Here is a 16,622-nt window from a genome sequence, read left to right on the forward strand (position 1 = left end):
ACATCCATGTCGGCTTTGCCACTCTCGGGCATCAAAATTCTTGATCTGACGCGCGTGCTGGCGGGTCCGCTGTCGGCGCAGATGCTGGCCGATCTCGGCGCCGAGGTGATCAAGATCGAACGGCCGGGCGGCGGTGACGATGCGCGCGCGTTCGGGCCGCCCTATCTGGTCGATCCCGAAGGCAAGGAAAACAACAACAACTCGTTCTATCTCTGCGCCAACCGCGGCAAGAAATCGGTCACGGTGAATATCGCCAAGCCCGAAGGCCAGGAGATCATCCGCGAACTGGCAAAAACCGCCGACGTGATGATGGAGAATTACAAGGTCGGCGATCTCAAGCGCTACGGGCTCGATTATGAAACGATCAAGGCGATCAACCCCGGCATCGTCTATTGCTCGGTGACCGGTTTCGGCCAGACCGGACCTTACGCGCCGCGCGCCGGCTATGATGCGATTCTTCAGGCGATGGGCGGCCTGATGAGCGTCACCGGCCATATCGACGGCGAACCCGGCGCCGGGCCGATGAAGGTCGGCCCCTCCATCGTCGACTACATGACCGGTATGAACACCTCGATCGGGATTCTCGCCGCGCTCTATCATCGTGACGCCAATGGCGGCGAGGGGCAGCATATCGACGTTTGCTTGTTCGACACGGTGATCGCCTCATTGTCGCATTGGGCCCAGATCTATCTCGTCAACGGCAAGGCTCCGCCGCGGCGCGGCACCTGGGGCAATGGTGGCATGCCCGCCGGCGTATTCCGCTGCACCGACGGCGAGTTGATGCTGGTGGTCGGCAATGACGGGCAGTTCGCCCGCACCTGCGAGGTGCTGGGCGCTCCCGAGCTCGCGACCGATCCTCGCTTCGTCAAGAACAATGATCGCGTCGTGCACGGCAAGGAGATCATGGCGATCTTTGCCGGCCTGTTTCTCAAGAAGCCGATGGCCCATTGGCTGGACGAACTGGAAAAGGCCGGTGTGCCTTCCGGTCCCATCAACAATTTCGAGCAGGTGTTCGCCGATCCGCATGTGCGCTCGCGCGGCATGGAGATCAAGGTCGAACATCCCTTCGAGCCTGAGCTGTCGCTGATCCGCAATCCCCTGACGTTCTCCGGCACACCGGTAAAGGATTATCGCGCGCCGCCGCTGTTGGGCGCCAACACCAGGGAAGTGCTGAGCGGCAAGCTCGGCTATGATGATGCCAAGCTCGATACGTTGAAGAAGCAGGGGATCATCTAGGACGCGGACACTTCGATCGTTTCCGAAGCATGATGGAGGTGAATGGTACTAGTCTTCCGTCGATCTCAAATCGAAGGAGGCTTGCCATGAAACGAGAAGTGCTGCGCGTCGAACCGATTTCAACCTATCTCGAAAGGTGGAAAGCGCCGGCGTCACCGGTTACGCGCGCCGGCAATATGGTTTTCGTTTCAGGATTGCCGCCGTTCGATCCGCAAACCGGCGAGATTTTGCCGGCGCCAATCGAACGCCAGACCGAACTCGTCATGGAGCAGATGAAGTTGTGCCTGGAGACCGCGGGCGCTTCGCTGGATAATGTGATGAAGTGCAATATCTTCTGCACCTCGGCGAAGCATTTTCCGGCCGTCAACGCGATCTACGTGCGCTACTTCCCGGACGAGCCGCCGGCACGCATCTTCGTTTGCATTCCGGAATGGACCGGCCCCTTCGACATCGAGATCGATTGTATTGCCGTGGTCTAGCCGGGGCAGTTAACGCGCAACCGATCTCGCGTGCATCTTCTGTGGTTCGTGATCGGTCAGCGCCATCACCGCAACCGCCACCACGCGGTCGATGATCCTGGCGACGTCGTTGAGGTCGCACGATCCTTCCGACAGTTTGGTCAGCCGCTCGCTGTCGCGAATGGTCTGGTGCGCCATCGCCAGCGCGAAGTGCAGTCCCCAATAGATATCGACATCGCTGCGATCGGGCAGGGAACGCTTCATCGCGGCGGCGAATTTCCGCAAATGATCGATTTCGCGATTCTTGATGCGGCGGATCGGCGGCACGGATTCGATCGAGGCGCGGATCATGAACCGCGCTGCCGTCGAGCGCTCGCGATCGGGGCCGAGGCAGCCGCGCAGCGTGGGTCCGACCAAAGCGCGCAGGATCGCATCGATACTTGCGCGTCCGCCGCCGGCTTCTTCGGCCGCCTTCAATTCGTTGAGCCGCTCGCGATTGGTGGCAATGCTTCGAGTCACGAACAGTTCGGCGATCAATTCGTCCTTGGAGCCGAAATGATAGTTCACCGCCGCAAGATTCACGTCGGCTGCCGCGACGATGTCGCGCAACGTCACGTCGCCAAAGCCGCGATCGGCATAAAGCCGCTCGGCAGCGCTCAGGATCGCTGTTCGCGTCTGGTCCGTCGGCATCGTCATAGCCCCATGCGGCGGCGGAGTTGCAATTCAAACAGTTGTATGAAACTATAGTTTGAAGGCTGAAATGTCAATGCGAGGCGCGGAGCATTCAGCCAATGCTTCGCCGGTCGTGATCGCCGTGCCGATCCGCACGATAAATGGTCTTGCGACGGACAAGCGGCGGGCAGACAGTGCGGCCCAAAGGTTTCGAGAAACAAAGGTGAGGAGCGTCACATGGACTTCAATATGTCAGACCGCCAGAAAGAATGGCTCAACCGCGTTCAGGCGTTCATGCAAAACCATGTCCGGCCTGCGGTGCCGGTCTACAAGAAGCAGGACGAAGAGGGCGCGCGCTGGAAAGTGATTCCGGTGCTCGAGGAATTGAAGAAGAAGGCGAAGGCCGAAGGCCTCTGGAACATGTTCATGCCGCCGAACGCGCATGAAGACGACGAATTCCGTGGCGCGGGATTATCCAATCTGGAATACGCGCCGCTCGCTGAAGAGATGGGCCACATCGGCTGGGCGTCCGAAGTGTTCAACTGCTCCGCACCGGATACCGGCAACATGGAAGTATTCATGCGCTACGGCTCCAAGGAGCAGAAGCGCAAATGGCTGCGTCCGCTGATGGACGGCGAAATCCGTTCGGCGTTTTTGATGACGGAACCGGCGGTGGCTTCTTCGGATGCTACCAATATCGAAACCCGCATCGAGCGTGACGGCGATCATTACGTGATCAACGGCCGCAAATGGTGGTCATCCGGCGTCGGCGATCCCCGCTGCAAGATCGCAATCCTGATGGGCAAGACCGATCCCTCCGCCGCGCGTCACCAGCAGCAGTCGCAGATCCTGGTGCCGCTCGACACCAAAGGGGTCACGGTCGAAAAAATGCTGCCGGTGTTCGGCTTCGATGACGCGCCGCACGGCCATGCGCAGGTCTTGCTGGAGAATGTCCGCGTTCCCAAGGAGAACATTCTGCTCGGCGAAGGCCGAGGTTTTGAAATCGCGCAAGGGCGTCTTGGCCCCGGCCGTATCCATCACTGCATGCGCACCATCGGCAAGGCCGAGGAGGCGCTGGAGAAAATGGTGAAGCGGCTGTCGTCACGCACCGCCTTCGGCAAGAAGATCATCGAATATTCGATCTGGGAACAGCGCATTGCCGAAGCCCGCACCGATATCGAGATGAACAGGCTGTTGTGCCTCAAGGCCGCCGACATGATGGACAAGGTCGGCAACAAGACCGCGCAGCTCGAAATCGCCATGATCAAGGTTGCGGCGCCCAACATGGCGCTGAAGATCATCGATCATGCGATCCAGGCGTTCGGCGCGGCCGGCGTCTCCGACGACGCGGGTCTGGCGCGGGACTACGCCTCCATGCGCACCATGCGCCTGGCCGATGGTCCGGACGAGGTCCATAACCGCGCCATTGCCAGACTTGAACTTCGGAAGTATGCAAACTCACCGAGCAAGCACTAACGGGAGGGTCACTGAAGGCGCTCCCCAAAGGCTCTAAGAAGAATTCAAGGGAGCGTCGCCGTGGCCGAAGACGTCCAAAAAGACCAAGGCGTCAGGAAAGACGAGGAATTTTCGGGCACCAAACCGGTCGAGGAGCGGCATCGGATCGATGAGCTGCGCCTCGACGGCTGGATGCGCGACAATGTCGAAGGCTATCAGGGACCGCTGGTCGTCCTGCAATTCAAGGGCGGCCAGTCGAACCCGACCTATCGCCTCGATACGCCCGGACGATCCTATGTGATGCGGCGCAGGCCGTTCGGCAAATTGCTGCCGTCGGCGCACGCGGTCGACCGCGAGTTCCGCGTCATTGCCGCGCTCAGCAAGCAGGGCTTTCCGGTCGCGAAGGCCTATGCGCTGTGCACCGACGATAGCGTGATCGGTTCCGCCTTCTACATCATGTCGATGGAAGAGGGCCGCGTATTCTGGGATCCGACGCTGCCGAGCCAGACGCCGGAGGCGCGGCGCCAGATCTTCACCAGCAAGATCGAAACGCTGGCGAAGCTGCACACCTATGATCCGCAGGCGATCGGGTTAGGCGACTTCGGCAAGCCAGGAAATTATTTCGCGCGCCAGGTCGATCGCTGGACCAAGCAATACCGCGCCTCCGAGACGCAGCACATTCCCGAGTTCGAGAAGCTCGTCGAGTGGCTGCCGAAAACGGTGCCGCCTCAGGCGCGCGTTTCGATCGTCCACGGCGACTATCGCCTCGACAACATGATTTTCCATGTGACGGAACCGCGGGTGCAGGCGGTGCTGGACTGGGAATTGTCCACGCTCGGCGATCCCATGGCCGACTTCACCTATCTTTTGATGCAATGGACCATGCCGGGTCTCGCCAATGCCGACCTCAAGGCGCTGAACATTCCGAGCATGGAAGAGGCCGCACAGATCTATTGCAACGTCACCGGCTCGGCCGTTCCGGATCTGAACTGGTATTTCTCCTACAACCTGTTCCGTCTCGCTGGCATCACGCAAGGCATCGCAGGACGGATTCGCGACGGCACCGCGGCGAATGCCAAGGCCATGGAGTCGGCGAAGCGCACCGTGCCGCTGTCGAAGGCTTCCTGGGAATACGCGCAGAAGGCCGGCGCGACTTAGCGAGGCAATCCCTCGCGAAACAGCAAATGGTTTATCGCCCGCTCTGTGCTCAATTGCGCACGGAAGCGGGCGATTCAGTTATCGAGAGACGCCGGCGCTGGAGCCGCGACATCACCGCGTGCGACACTGTGCGTTATCAGTGGTGATATTCATCACCTGACGGCGCCTGAAATTACGGGTGAAAAGGGCGGCATCTTTTCCGGGCGCTGTCCATTTTCGGATCACGCTCGGCGTGCGCACATCCCAGACAGATAGCCACGGCTGCGCGCGCACATCGGGACTTCTGAGTCTGGCGCAAAGTTGACGTAACCGCGCGCGGGCAAATGCCTGCTGTTGAGGGAAAAGCAGACGAGGGCAGGGCGCTCGACGACTTCTGCTAATGACCCCAAAGCCGACCTAATGAGACCGCGACCTAGAGCGTGCGCATTCTCATTCGTCTCCAAACATGCCGGCGTGCCAGTATTGGTTCCGGTTACGCAGCCACTCCGAATTTTGTGGCGTCTCGCGCGCACTTTGTCATCGGCTATTGTTCAAGCCATCTTGCATAGGCAAGGCGACGGGCCTCGGGCACGCCTACAATGGAGAACCTTGGCGGATGCCGAGAGATCACATCGAGGCAAGTCCACCCCGTAATGAACACGTAGTGCTTTAGGTCTTTGTGCACCTCCTTAAACGCCCAGGATTGTGACTTCCAGAAATGGGCACCCACGACCTCATAGGCGAAATGCTCAGTGTTTAGCCCGACCCACTTTTCGGTTTCTTCGGTGCTCAAAGGCATCTCGTCCAAAGTTCGCATGATCTCTACATGCGGGAACGCGACCTGCAGTCGCCTGTTTGCATCCTCGGGGATGAAGAACTCAGCTTCCAGCGCGCCGCTATCCAGCACCAATCGGTCAAGGGTACTCAATGACGTTTTCATGCTGATGCCACTGTCTATCGGTTTGAAGGTCGGCATTCAAAACCTCGCAGGCTGAGATAATTTTTAAGCGAACCTATCTTTCATTCCTCTTAAATGCCCGACCCAAGTCGTACTGGTCTCGATTGTGGCTAACAATGATTTACGTCGAATATGTCCGCCGTTGGCACTTTAGGATTCCGGGCCATGTCTGGCTTGAGTCTGTAATGTGCGCTAAAGCGGTCATCAGCTATAGCGCCGTAGATATAAGTTACGCTCAGCTTATCGATGATGGCCGAGACCGATCCCAGCGTTAAAGCCTTCTGCCTTAATGAGCCTTCCGACCGCTCAGCGGGGCTGCCAGGATGCACGCCAATTGATCTGTGGCTTCACCGAAGCGAGCCTCAATCTGAACGAGATTAGCAAGGACGGTCCGTCTTGGCTGAGTGGGGGGCCCAACATGATCCGAACGATAGCGTTCGGGGTGCTTTGCTTGGCTGGCCTGGGCGTCGTTGCTGTGGCGAAGATAGCGCCCGCCAAGGTGTCACAAGCGCGCCCAGCCGATACGACGCAGGTAAGTGCGGGCGGCAAGTCCGACCGGCTCCCACTAAACAAAGTACCGGCGAACGATGCCGCTCCCGCAATCGCGAAAGTCGATGCAGTCTATGTCGCTCCTGCTGATGATCGTCTCGAAAGTCTGGATGAACCAAAACAGTCGAGGCCCATGTCGTCGCCGCAGGCTAAATTCATCAGTCGCCATTGGCATGATCCGTACGACACCCAAGCGAAGCGCCTGACACGGACGAGCGCCGATGGCAAACTCCCGAGACAAATGCGGTAGGGTCACGGCTCAGGCCGCGCTGGTCGCTGCTTCTCTTGAGGTCTATCTGATAGACCGCTGCTACGACCAATGCCACGTGTGTCGTAATCGGTGGGCCACTGCACGGCCTGATCGCGCATCACGTTACTATCGAGTCGGAAGAGGAGACACCCAATGCAGGAATACGATCTTTACATTAATCCGCAAAAGCCGGCGGTTGGCCTCTACGTGAATAAAGGGGCGGGTCTCCCCGATCTGGCCGATCCCAAGGAATGGATATTTGATGGCACTGCAGCGCGAGCGGAATTGCCGCCAGACCTTGTGAAGACGATCCAAACCAACGGGCACGCCTTTCGGGACATGGATTGAGCACGATAGATCGGTGATTGATGAGGAGTGTCGACTTCCGAGTACGGCACCTTTGAGACATGCCGACCGGTGCTGCCGATGTCTGTTCATAGGGGAAGAACGGAAGTGATCGGCGCATCGTCAAACCGATGCGTTTGACCCGAAACGGAAGTCGCGGTCAGCCAAATGCGGATTGGCGGGAGCTCAATGATGGCCAGATACTTAGTGGCGAGTTTGTCATATCGGGTCGCGATACGCCGCATTTCCGATGTAGTGCACATGACGTGTTTGATATTTATGCTATAGATTATTCTCCTATCCGCGAACTTTTTTTGGGGGGAGCCGTGCGAGGCAGCTGTCTTTGCGGAGAGGTTGAGTTTCAACTTATTGGTAATCCGACCAAAATCTATCAGTGTCATTGCTCACTTTGTCGCAAACAAGGGGGGTCTTCTTCTAATTCAGCAATCCTTGCGGAAGGAAACAATTTTCGCTGGATTTCCGGACAAGAGAAAATCTCCTCCTACGTCAAACCAACAGGCTTTCGTTCTGACTTCTGCTCGCGATGTGGTTCTCCGGTCCCAAACCCGCTGAGGACTACGTCATATTACTGGGTGCCCGCAGGTCTACTCGATGACAACGTTAGCCTGGAGGTTGGAGCACATTTGTTTATCGGCTCCAAGGCTTCGTGGGATGCGACTTCTTCCAGCGTCCCGCAGTATGAAACCATGCCAGAGCTATCGGAGTTCTTCGAACTGATGCACTCACGAAGCTAGACATATGTTTGTTGCGCCGCGCGTGTCTCTTGTTGGCACTTTTGCGACATGCCGGCTGCATCGTTTGGCCCAAAGCGGACGAACGCCCGAACGATGACCGACTACTTTCTGGCAGCTTAATCCGCTTTTCCCGCCATCTTCAAAACGAATATGTGCGACGCAGCGCTTATCACCGACAAAAGCACGACGCCTAATTCGGCTCCGTGAACGCGTTTTGTATCGTACATCGAAGCCAGCCATATAACGGACCGGACAGCGATCATGAAAGGTATCATCCACCAGATCGCTACCAGTCGTGGGGCGTACCATGTCGGCTTACCGTCGCTTCCCCATTGCATCGCGACGCGCTCTCTCTTGATGCGTGGTCCAAAATAGAAGTTGCACGCGATAACGAGCGCAATGGCCGCAACAAAAATGTAATCAGCAGACAACAAATCCCCAGCCCTACTTTGGTGAACCAAAGCGCCCCCAGTTGGCACTCGCTATTTGATGCATAATACTGCGCATCGCGGCTTTCGTTCTATTCCGCGATCTGTACCTTCGCCTGGAAGAAATGCCGATAGGCGTGAGAGAGAAAGCCGATCCCGATCGGCACGATGAGCAGATAGTAAACGGTAAAGACTGTGCTTGAAGCGGTCATTCGTGCCACGAAATCATCGCCCGCAAAGTTCGGGACTAGGGGCCCTGATTATTGTGAGGAAGCCAATCTGCGCGATCAGCAAAGGCGGTATCGTCGTGACCGCGATGCCCCAAAACAGCCGCCAGATGTTTCCGCGGGTGCGGTTCCACGTCTGCTTGAAGGTGAGGTCGGTGTCCCCGATCGCCCGTGCCGGGAGTAGCAGTGTCAAGCGAAGGGTAACGGCGGTACCCACCACGTAAGCCACAAGGATCATCAGGATTAACGGCAAAAATCCCGGAGCCAGCGAGGTTCGACCTGCCAACGCCGGAAACAGGAAATAGAATGCGGGAAGCATAATCGCTACCACAGGCAGGAACAGGGTCAGAAACAGCGCAATGGCCATGACGACGTACCGCCACAGGTTCTTTGTCGCGACGTTGCTGCCGCTTAAGCCAGGACGTTCGTCCAGAATCATGAGTCTGTGCCATGCGACTGCGATGCTCACGCCGGCAAGCAGCATCAGGAAATTGGCGAGGTTCAGAAGCACCGCCATTTCAAAGGGTTTTGGGGGCAGCAGGCCGGGCTTCAGGCCCGCGATGGCGGTGGCCATCCAGGACCATTGGTGCCAACTCGCGAAACCCATAAGCCCGGCAACCACGATCAGCCACAGCCAAGATGCCCGCAATGCGTCGATGAAATGATTAAAATAGGATGAATAAGAGAGGCTGACGGTGTCCCAGAACGGCAGCTTCGGATAGGGCAGGTCTGGCGGGCCCTCGGCCTGGCTCATTTTTGTTTCCCCCAACATCAAAATGCGTTCGTTGCTTGGCGCACTTGCGACGAACGCCAGGTCACCCAATCCTCGAGACGATAGTTTGAAAGATCGTGAATTGCTACCGAAGATTGCAGTAGCATTTTACAATCATCTTTCGGCGGCGGGTCCGGACTCACGACCGCGAATGTCAGTGCTGCTGAGGCCGCAATCCGATCCACACATCATGCCGGCGGTGATGGGTCCGCGCTTTCGCGGGGACGTCGGCGTTATGTTCGAACGGCTATTTCGCCTGTGGCGCACACAATTATGTCAATGGCTCTGAGACGACCCGGGTGGTCAACCGCATTGCAGACGCATAAGCTCACTGGCGGCGGCTGGCGGCACGACCCTCGAGTGGCGCGATGCGATGACCGGCGGCTATAAGAAATTCGAATGGAAAGCGAAGGAGTAGGGGCCATGGATACACTCGATGCTTCCCAATCCGGTACCTTTAAAATTGGCGGCGAGATCGCGATACATCGTCTCGGTTTTGGGGCGATGCGCATCACCCGTGATGGAATCTGGGGCGAACCAAGGGACCGCGCGGAAGTGATCCGGACGCTAAAGCGGTTGCCGGAAATTGGCGTGAATTTTGTCGACACCGCGGACTCCTACGGTCCCGATGTCTCGGAAAATCTGATCCGAGAGGCGCTGCATCCCTACAAGGGCATGCTGGTTGCGACCAAAGCTGGCCTTGAGCGGCCCGGGCCGAACAATTGGGTGCCGAATGGACGGCCTGATTATCTGGTCAGAGAACTGCACAAGAGCCTGAAGCAGCTTGGCGTCGAGCAGATCGGCTTGTGGCAGCTGCATCGCATTGATCCGGGCGTGCCGAGCAAAGAGCAGTTTGAAGCGATTCGTTCGCTGCTTCAGCAAGGGTTGATCCGCCATGCAGGCTTAAGCGAAGTTTCGGTCGCAGAGATTGAAGCGGCCTCCAGGATATTCAAGGTTGCGACGGTGCAAAACCGCTATAACCTTGTCGATCGCGGCAGCGAGGCCGTGCTTGATTATTGCGAGAAGCACAACATAGGGTTCATTCCCTGGTTTCCTCTGGCAGCGGGCGACCTCACCAAACCGGGCTCACTGCTGAATGACCTGGCTGCCAAGCATCGGGCGACGCCGAGCCAGATCGCGCTGGCCTGGGTGCTGAAGCGCAGTTCGGTGTTGTTGCCGATCCCGGGCACGTCAAAGGTGAAGCATTTGGAAGAAAACGTCGCGGCTGCAAGCATCACGTTATCTGACGACGAGTTCGTCGCGCTCGATCAAGCAGGTAAGAAGCAGGCTGAGCACTGACGAAATCCGCAATTTCCTTGTCGGTGGACATGCGGCTGCGCCAAGCTGCAGACTTAATCTGCAGTCGCTATGTTGGTGGTCCATTTTAAGTCTTTGACTTCGCGATAATCGGCGGCTTTCGAAAGCATCAATGTTGCCTGTTGCGACCATGGAACTCGCGACGCTTTCTGCTTGCAGCGAAACGAACAACTTCTGTCCATATGGCTGGAGACGGATGCACGAGATGCAAGTCGTGCGCGTGGAAGGACGACGCCACCGTTCTTATCGTTCAGCGTGGGACGTTCGCCGCTGATGATCCAACCGCCGTGCCGTGATCCGCACCGACCTTGCCATCATCCCGGCGAAACCAAGGGAAGCTCTCACGCGAACCGGACGGCGCGGCCGAACCCTGCGGCTACTTGCTATTTATCGACTGATAACGTTATATTCATGCGAATATAGCGAGTCAATTTGACGGCTTGCGGTTGAACTCTTTACCGAGGGCCCAAGGGAGAGTGGCGGCAAGAACAAGAACGGCTGCCGCCAAGGAATATGGTTGCTGCGAGCGGTCGCACGACAGCGATTGTGGAAATTGCCAAACTCCAACCCCGCACCACCATACGGCTTCGTGGAATCAGCGCGAGATGCTTCAAGAGGTGAAGAATGTTTGACGTCAAAGGAAAGGTTGTCGCGATCACGGGAGCATCCAGCGGAATTGGCGAGGCCGTCGCACGACTATTGGCCGCGGCTGGAGCCAAGGTCGTTCTCGGAGCGCGCCGGGCAGATCGGCTCGAAATCATCGCAGCGGACATTCGCAAGAAACAGGGCGAGGCCGACCTCCAGGTCATCGACGTCAGCAAGCGTGAGGACCTCGAGCGGTTGGTGAAAAAAGCGCAGGATCGCTTCGGGCGCCTCGACGTCTTGATCAGCAATGCGGGCCTGATGCCGTTATCGCCGCTTGATCAATTGAAAGTCGAGGAATGGGACAGGATGATCGACGTCAACATCAAGGGCGTTCTCTATGGCATAGCTGCCGCGCTGCCGGTGTTTCGGAAGCAGAATTCCGGGCATTTCATCAATGTTTCATCCGTGGCCGGTCATCGGATCGGCCCGAACGGAGCCGTCTACTCCGCCACCAAATTTGCCGTGCGCGCAATTTCCGAGGGCTTGCGGCAAGAGGCGGGCGACAAGATCAGGGTTACGATCATCTCGCCGGGCGCAGTCGAATCCGAACTCGCATCGACGATATCTGACCCAGCCGTCAAAAAGCGGGTCGAGGATTATCGAAAGATGGCTATTCCGGCGGAAGCGATAGCTTCCGCAATGGCATATGCCATCGGGCAGCCAGGCAATGTAGACGTCAACGAGATCCTGATACGGCCTACTGCGCAGCCCAGCTAGGGTGGCCAATCCGAAGTCCCTCTGGTGGATGTAAATCGATGACAAAATCACTATCGGTAGCAATTATCGGCGCGGGAATGGGTGGCCTGGCGTCGGCGGCGGCACTACGACGTATCGGAACGAAGGTGACGGTATACGAGCAGGCCGCGCAGTTCAGCCGGCTTGGCGCCGGAATCCAGATCGGCTGCAACGCCATGAAGGTTCTGCGAGGCCTGGGCCTCGAGCAGAGGCTGCGTCAACAATCGTTCTACCCGCGCTCCTGGAACAACCGGGATTGGCGGACCGGAGAAGTGAAGTTCGACATGATCTTCGGCGAGGCAGCCGAACAGAAATTCGGCGCACCCTATCTGCTGGCGCATCGCGGCGACCTGCATGCCGCGTTGGCGAGCGCTGTACCCCCGGATTGCGTCAAGCAGGATCACAAGCTGGTCGGGCTGGACGAAACCGGGGCAGGCGTCAGATTGACCTTTGCCAACGGGGCCACCGCCGTCGCGGATGCGGTCGTTGCTGCGGATGGTGTGCATTCGATTGCCAAGGACATCATGTTCGGCGCCTCGTCATTGAATTATACCGGGCGCATCGCTTACCGGACTACGTTTCCGGCGGCGCTGCTGAACGGATACAAGATCGACGATTGCACCAAATGGTGGGGCGAAGATCGACACATCGTGATCTATTACGTCAAGCCTGACCGCAGCGAAGTCTACTTCGTGACCAGCCAGCCGGAGCCTGATTTCAAGATCGAGTCCTGGTCCGCCAAAGGCGACGTCAGGGAGTTACGAACGGCCTTCGAAGGCTTCGACCGCCAGGTCGAAACGGTATTGGCCGCATGTCCGGATGTGCACAAATGGGCGCTGGTCGATCGTGATTCACTTGATCGCTGGAGCCTGGGAAACGTGACCTTGCTGGGCGATTCATGCCACCCGATGACGCCTTATATGGCACAGGGCGCCGCGATGGCGATCGAGGATGCTGCGGTGCTTTCGCGGTGCCTCGCAGGCGTCGATCGCGACGGCGTCGCGAATGCGTTTCGACGATTTGAAGCGAGCCGGAAACCGCGGACTTCGCTGGTTCAACAGACGTCGCGAACCAATACCTGGCTCAAGGACAAGACGGATACCGACTGGGTATACGCTTACGACGCATGGACCACGCCGCTGGCAGCGTAGATCGCTGATCGACGCATCGCGGAGGCAGAGCGCTGCGGCACACGAGCTGAACGGCCCGACATATGCTCACGCCATCCTCAAGACGCGCGAGCTGATTGCGGCGTTGCCTTCGTAAATGCAAGAAATCCGCCATGCTCGCTTCTGGGCACAAGCTGACGTAACCGTCGCGCGGGCAAATGTCTGCCGTTGAGGGAAAAACGGACGAGGGCAGGGCGCTCGACGACTTCTGCTAATGCCCCATCTCGGACCTGAGGTGTTCTTGCCAAGATACCGGGCCATTCCGCTTGGAGCTTGAGAGGCAGGTCAGGATTGACCTCGTCGCTGGGAATCGCGGCGGTCAGAGGGATCAGACGCACGCGGCGCCACGCGAGAAATTAGTTAGACTTTTGCCCGGAGAGAACAGATCTCTTACAATCCCAATAGGGCATCGATCGAATATTTCCCCGCACCTGTGATGTAAAGCAGCAGAAAGCCTCCCGTAATACTGAGGTTTTTGTAAAAGCTTTCCATGCTGTCGATTTTATTCGCACCGGTCATTGTCCAATAGCGATGCGCAATGAGCGCACTTGCCAGCGTGTATAAAGCCAAGAGCGCAGATGAAGGACGCGTGAACGCTCCAACAGCGACCGCAAGCGCAACCGGAAGCTCCATGAAGATCGCTACGGGAGTAGCCAGTACCGGAATCGGCGCGCCGTCCTGCACCATACGGCTTACCGTGCCGGAATAGTCCATCAGTTTTCTCCAGCCGAAAATCAAAAAGAGTGTCGCGAGAAGAAGGCGCGCCGCGAGAATGACTCCATCGTTAATGTCGTTTTCCATGACGCTGGCCTCGTCCTCTGCTTTCTCGTCGTTTCGACGCTGAAACCGGCCGTAAGAGCCGCCTCCGAGATGCGTTTCCAGATACCCACCGGTTATGCATGTAACTTGAATTCCTCAGTTTACGTCATTGAGCTCGCGAGACACGAGAGCCGAAAAGTACGCCTTGCTGTACCGTCTGACCCCAGCGGCTCATTCGCCAGCGATGCGGGCGCCTTTCCGGGCCACCGAGGGTTTCATCAGAACATCAAAAAGACATCGAAATAAGCAAATGTCGATGGTTGCCGCTGGTGCAGACTCTCAACCACAGCGGCGTTGAAAGCATCGACGGACTCGCCAGGTCGCAGGGTGTGAAATTGTCGCGGCGCTTCTGCATCGTCTGCGCCAACGACGTCCCCACACTGCCTCGCTCAGTTCACTGCTAAAGCATACCGCCCGACGTATTCTGGCGAACGGAGAAATACCATATCCGAATTGGAGCCGGCTATGAACCAAGTACAAGTCGAGCAGAAAAGCTATCAGATGCCGCCGCAGGATGGGTTTACCGTGGCGCACTTTCTCACCGTCGCCGACGTCGAGCGATCGCTACGATTTTACGAAACGGTCTTCGGAGGTCGCATTCTGAGCAGAGGCGACAGCAGCGGCGCGCCGGGGTACATCCAGATCGCGAACACGTGGCTCCTTGTTAACCCCGGGGGCGGTCCGACACCCGACAAACCATTGGTAACGCTCAGCGTCCCCGCCAATCCCGATTTAGTCAGCAGCTTTATGAATATCCGCGTCGCAGATATTCAAGCGTGTTATAAACTTTGGCAAAGTCGAGGGGCCGAGTTCATCACGGAGCCGAAGCCCAAGTACGGCGAGACGCGCTGCTACATTCGCGATCCTGATGGTTACATTATAGAAGTTGGGCAAAGCAATCCGGGCGTCGCTTACGGCTAAACGGCACGACACATCAAAGCATCTGTGGTGACCGCGTACGGCGCTCCGGAAGTGATGAATATCAGGATATGCCGGGTACCAAGCCAGGCGCGGGCGAGGCCCTGGTCAAGTGGCCGGCATCGTCGCAGCGCAAGGGCATTCAACCGTGCGAGACATCTTGCTTGACGGAATTGGAGGAACATTGCCTGCGATCGCGGCGATGCGCTTTGCGCTTGGGTCGTTCTTCGTCCTATCCGGAGTTCATAAGCTCACGAATAAGGAAAGACATAAGACATTTGTAGAGACGCTGAGGGGCCTTGGCATCCCATATATTGGCATATTGCAATGGTTTGTTCCGGGAGTTGAATTCTTTGGCGGCCTGGGCGTCGCGGTTGGATTTCTCACACCGCTGGCCGCCCTCGGCCTTCTGGTCATTTGTTCGGTAGCCCTCTTGACGAGCTCTCCGACGGTGGTTGCGAGCTACAAACCGATTGACGCGGCAGATCGCGTCGACGATTGGCTTTACCAGCCGGAACTGATCTACGCATTGATGCTGTTTTATTTCATTACGGCCGGCGCTGGCCCGGTTTCCGTCGATCAGCTTTTGAAGCGCTGGATTGGCTAAAGTGAGAACATCGGCTTGCGACTTCCCGAGCGGCGTCTCGCCAACGTGGCGACTTCTGCCTTTGGCACGAGGCTGACGCAACCGTCGCGCGTGCAAATGTCTGCTGTTGAGGGAAAAGCGGCGAGGGCAGGTCGCTCAACGACTACCCAAAAGCGACATTATTATTCCCTTCTGCGATCTCAATGGACTGCGAAATGTCATTGATTTGCTCGCTCCCGGCGACCATCGGCGTTCCGCACCTCTACATGACTTGACATGTGCTACTGAAATAGTAGCGTTGCTATTGATAATGTAGCGGGTAGGCCTCCTGTGTTTCGGTTTCGGCCTCTCGGACCGCCTTTCGCTCGCGATATTCCAGAGACGTTCTCGTGGCGGGTGGGAGCCGCGATAAAGCGCCGACCGTCGCAGGCCGCGTGCTGTGCAGTCTCGCCATCTTTTGCTCAACCCGCGTTTTGAGCGAATTGCGTGTCCCGCGCCTCTTGACCTGTCGTTCGCGATGTCGGACGGAGATGTGCAATGATGAGTAAGCGAGCTGTTTTATTCGACTTCGATCTGACCCTCGCCGATTCCACGTTGGGTGCGGTCGAGTGCATCAACTATGCTCTTGAGGCGATGGCGCTGCCTCATGCGGAGCCGAAAGCCATCCGCGCCACCATCGGGTTTAGTCTTCCGGCTACGCTGGCCAGTCTGACCGGTCTGACCGACCCGGCGCTCGCGCAAAATTTTTCGCTCAATTTTGTGAAGCGGGCGGACCTCAGGATGGTCGAATTGACGTCGGTATTTCCGGATGTGGCACAGACACTCGATCAACTGAAGGCCGCCGGCATCAAGACCGGCATTGTTTCCACTAAATTCAGATACCGGATCGAAACCATTCTGACGCGCGCCGGGCTGTCGGAAGTCTTCGACGTCATTGTCGGTGGCGAGGACGTGATGCGCCACAAACCTGATCCGGAAGGTCTGGTGAAGGCCCTCGATAAGCTCGGCGTGCAAAGCGGTGACAGCCTCTACGTCGGCGATCACCCGGTGGATGCTGAAGCTGCAGCGGTAGCCGGGATTCCGTTCGCAGCCGTCCTCACCGGTGCGGCAACGCGAAACGACTTCGAACCGTGGCCGGCCACCATGTTCTTGAGCAGCTTGAGGGAGCTCGCGCCGCTCCTGAGGCTCTGA

General features: G+C 57.7%; 17 protein-coding genes. 13 read left to right on the top strand and 4 right to left on the bottom strand.

Annotated features, from left to right (window positions below):
• The first annotated feature begins 6 nt into the window (after positions 1-6).
• Both BLV09_RS03070 and BLV09_RS03075 read left to right on the top strand, forming a co-directional pair.
• On the top strand, positions 7-1,236 hold the full coding sequence (locus BLV09_RS03070; RefSeq protein ID WP_146686281.1) for a CaiB/BaiF CoA transferase family protein: 1,230 nt from the start codon (positions 7-9) through the stop codon (positions 1,234-1,236).
• An 86-nt stretch (positions 1,237-1,322) separates the two neighbouring features.
• A complete protein-coding gene (locus BLV09_RS03075) occupies positions 1,323-1,715 on the top strand; it encodes a RidA family protein (RefSeq protein WP_100382457.1) in 393 nt (130 codons plus the stop codon).
• Between the two features lie 9 nt (positions 1,716-1,724).
• On the opposite strand, the gene BLV09_RS03080 is transcribed toward BLV09_RS03075, so the two are convergent.
• Entirely contained in the window at positions 1,725-2,384 is a 660-nt protein-coding gene (locus BLV09_RS03080) for a TetR/AcrR family transcriptional regulator (RefSeq protein ID WP_146686282.1), read from the bottom strand.
• A 219-nt stretch (positions 2,385-2,603) separates the two neighbouring features.
• Between BLV09_RS03080 and BLV09_RS03085 the strand changes: the two genes are divergently transcribed.
• Positions 2,604-3,842, top strand: coding sequence for an acyl-CoA dehydrogenase family protein (locus BLV09_RS03085; protein WP_100382453.1), 1,239 nt, complete (start codon positions 2,604-2,606; stop codon positions 3,840-3,842).
• Between the two features lie 60 nt (positions 3,843-3,902).
• Positions 3,903-4,979, top strand: a complete 1,077-nt coding sequence (locus BLV09_RS03090) for a phosphotransferase family protein (protein WP_146686283.1) — start codon at positions 3,903-3,905, stop codon at positions 4,977-4,979.
• A 523-nt stretch (positions 4,980-5,502) separates the two neighbouring features.
• Here the strand turns inward: BLV09_RS03090 and BLV09_RS37675 are convergent.
• Positions 5,503-5,934, bottom strand: coding sequence for a hypothetical protein (locus BLV09_RS37675; RefSeq protein ID WP_174556520.1), 432 nt, complete (start codon positions 5,932-5,934; stop codon positions 5,503-5,505).
• Positions 5,935-6,334: 400 nt separating this feature from the next.
• On the opposite strand from BLV09_RS37675, the gene BLV09_RS36960 reads away from it, so the two are divergent.
• From BLV09_RS36960 to BLV09_RS38705, 3 genes are all read left to right on the top strand, one after another.
• A complete protein-coding gene (locus BLV09_RS36960; protein ID WP_167558611.1) occupies positions 6,335-6,715 on the top strand; it encodes a hypothetical protein in 381 nt (126 codons plus the stop codon).
• Between the two features lie 153 nt (positions 6,716-6,868).
• On the top strand, positions 6,869-7,063 hold the full coding sequence (locus BLV09_RS03100) for a hypothetical protein (RefSeq protein WP_100382449.1): 195 nt from the start codon (positions 6,869-6,871) through the stop codon (positions 7,061-7,063).
• A gap of 128 nt (positions 7,064-7,191) precedes the next feature.
• Positions 7,192-7,815 carry a GFA family protein gene (locus BLV09_RS38705; protein ID WP_433994375.1) on the top strand — a complete coding sequence of 208 codons (624 nt, stop codon included), beginning with the start codon at positions 7,192-7,194 and terminating at the stop codon, positions 7,813-7,815.
• 653 nt (positions 7,816-8,468) lie between these two features.
• Here the strand turns inward: BLV09_RS38705 and BLV09_RS03110 are convergent.
• On the bottom strand, positions 8,469-9,224 hold the full coding sequence (locus tag BLV09_RS03110; RefSeq protein WP_146686284.1) for a hypothetical protein: 756 nt from the start codon (positions 9,222-9,224) through the stop codon (positions 8,469-8,471).
• Between the two features lie 441 nt (positions 9,225-9,665).
• Between BLV09_RS03110 and BLV09_RS03115 the strand changes: the two genes are divergently transcribed.
• The 3 genes from BLV09_RS03115 to BLV09_RS03125 all read left to right on the top strand — a co-directional run bounded on the left by BLV09_RS03115 (position 9,666) and on the right by BLV09_RS03125 (position 13,090).
• Complete coding sequence (locus BLV09_RS03115; protein WP_146690965.1) at positions 9,666-10,541, top strand: aldo/keto reductase; 876 nt, start codon at positions 9,666-9,668, stop codon at positions 10,539-10,541.
• Between the two features lie 642 nt (positions 10,542-11,183).
• Complete coding sequence (locus BLV09_RS03120; protein ID WP_146686285.1) at positions 11,184-11,921, top strand: SDR family oxidoreductase; 738 nt, start codon at positions 11,184-11,186, stop codon at positions 11,919-11,921.
• A 38-nt stretch (positions 11,922-11,959) separates the two neighbouring features.
• On the top strand, positions 11,960-13,090 hold the full coding sequence (locus tag BLV09_RS03125) for an FAD-dependent monooxygenase (protein ID WP_146686286.1): 1,131 nt from the start codon (positions 11,960-11,962) through the stop codon (positions 13,088-13,090).
• A gap of 408 nt (positions 13,091-13,498) precedes the next feature.
• Here the strand turns inward: BLV09_RS03125 and BLV09_RS03130 are convergent, their stop codons facing one another.
• Positions 13,499-13,909: a DoxX family protein gene (locus BLV09_RS03130; RefSeq protein ID WP_146686287.1), complete on the bottom strand. Its 411-nt coding sequence runs from the start codon at positions 13,907-13,909 to the stop codon at positions 13,499-13,501.
• Between the two features lie 483 nt (positions 13,910-14,392).
• Between BLV09_RS03130 and BLV09_RS03135 the strand changes: the two genes are divergently transcribed.
• The 3 genes from BLV09_RS03135 to BLV09_RS03145 all read left to right on the top strand — a co-directional run bounded on the left by BLV09_RS03135 (position 14,393) and on the right by BLV09_RS03145 (position 16,622).
• Positions 14,393-14,848 carry a VOC family protein gene (locus BLV09_RS03135; protein ID WP_146686288.1) on the top strand — a complete coding sequence of 152 codons (456 nt, stop codon included), beginning with the start codon at positions 14,393-14,395 and terminating at the stop codon, positions 14,846-14,848.
• A 109-nt stretch (positions 14,849-14,957) separates the two neighbouring features.
• Positions 14,958-15,452, top strand: coding sequence for a DoxX family protein (locus BLV09_RS03140; protein WP_146686289.1), 495 nt, complete (start codon positions 14,958-14,960; stop codon positions 15,450-15,452).
• Positions 15,453-15,968: 516 nt separating this feature from the next.
• On the top strand, positions 15,969-16,622 hold the full coding sequence (locus BLV09_RS03145) for an HAD family hydrolase (RefSeq protein ID WP_146686290.1): 654 nt from the start codon (positions 15,969-15,971) through the stop codon (positions 16,620-16,622).

Origin of the sequence: Bradyrhizobium canariense (genome assembly GCF_900105125.1) — a bacterium.
Taxonomy (GTDB): Bacteria; Pseudomonadota; Alphaproteobacteria; order Rhizobiales; family Xanthobacteraceae; genus Bradyrhizobium; species Bradyrhizobium canariense_A.

What these genes read in the sequence shown, in the direction of transcription:
- BLV09_RS03110 (WP_146686284.1), bottom strand. Translation starts at nt 9,224, where the DNA reads ATGAGCCAGGCCGAGGGCCCGCCAGACCTGCCCTATCCGAAGCTGCCG.
- BLV09_RS03120 (WP_146686285.1), top strand. Translation starts at nt 11,184, where the DNA reads ATGTTTGACGTCAAAGGAAAGGTTGTCGCGATCACGGGAGCATCCAGC.
- BLV09_RS03080 (WP_146686282.1), bottom strand. Translation starts at nt 2,384, where the DNA reads ATGCCGACGGACCAGACGCGAACAGCGATCCTGAGCGCTGCCGAGCGG.
- BLV09_RS03115 (WP_146690965.1), top strand. Translation starts at nt 9,666, where the DNA reads ATGGATACACTCGATGCTTCCCAATCCGGTACCTTTAAAATTGGCGGC.
- BLV09_RS03145 (WP_146686290.1), top strand. Translation starts at nt 15,969, where the DNA reads ATGATGAGTAAGCGAGCTGTTTTATTCGACTTCGATCTGACCCTCGCC.
- BLV09_RS03130 (WP_146686287.1), bottom strand. Translation starts at nt 13,909, where the DNA reads ATGGAAAACGACATTAACGATGGAGTCATTCTCGCGGCGCGCCTTCTT.
- BLV09_RS36960 (WP_167558611.1), top strand. Translation starts at nt 6,335, where the DNA reads ATGATCCGAACGATAGCGTTCGGGGTGCTTTGCTTGGCTGGCCTGGGC.
- BLV09_RS03070 (WP_146686281.1), top strand. Translation starts at nt 7, where the DNA reads ATGTCGGCTTTGCCACTCTCGGGCATCAAAATTCTTGATCTGACGCGC.
- BLV09_RS03135 (WP_146686288.1), top strand. Translation starts at nt 14,393, where the DNA reads ATGAACCAAGTACAAGTCGAGCAGAAAAGCTATCAGATGCCGCCGCAG.
- BLV09_RS03100 (WP_100382449.1), top strand. Translation starts at nt 6,869, where the DNA reads ATGCAGGAATACGATCTTTACATTAATCCGCAAAAGCCGGCGGTTGGC.
- BLV09_RS38705 (WP_433994375.1), top strand. Translation starts at nt 7,192, where the DNA reads ATGCGTTTGACCCGAAACGGAAGTCGCGGTCAGCCAAATGCGGATTGG.
- BLV09_RS03085 (WP_100382453.1), top strand. Translation starts at nt 2,604, where the DNA reads ATGGACTTCAATATGTCAGACCGCCAGAAAGAATGGCTCAACCGCGTT.
- BLV09_RS03075 (WP_100382457.1), top strand. Translation starts at nt 1,323, where the DNA reads ATGAAACGAGAAGTGCTGCGCGTCGAACCGATTTCAACCTATCTCGAA.
- BLV09_RS37675 (WP_174556520.1), bottom strand. Translation starts at nt 5,934, where the DNA reads ATGCCGACCTTCAAACCGATAGACAGTGGCATCAGCATGAAAACGTCA.
- BLV09_RS03125 (WP_146686286.1), top strand. Translation starts at nt 11,960, where the DNA reads ATGACAAAATCACTATCGGTAGCAATTATCGGCGCGGGAATGGGTGGC.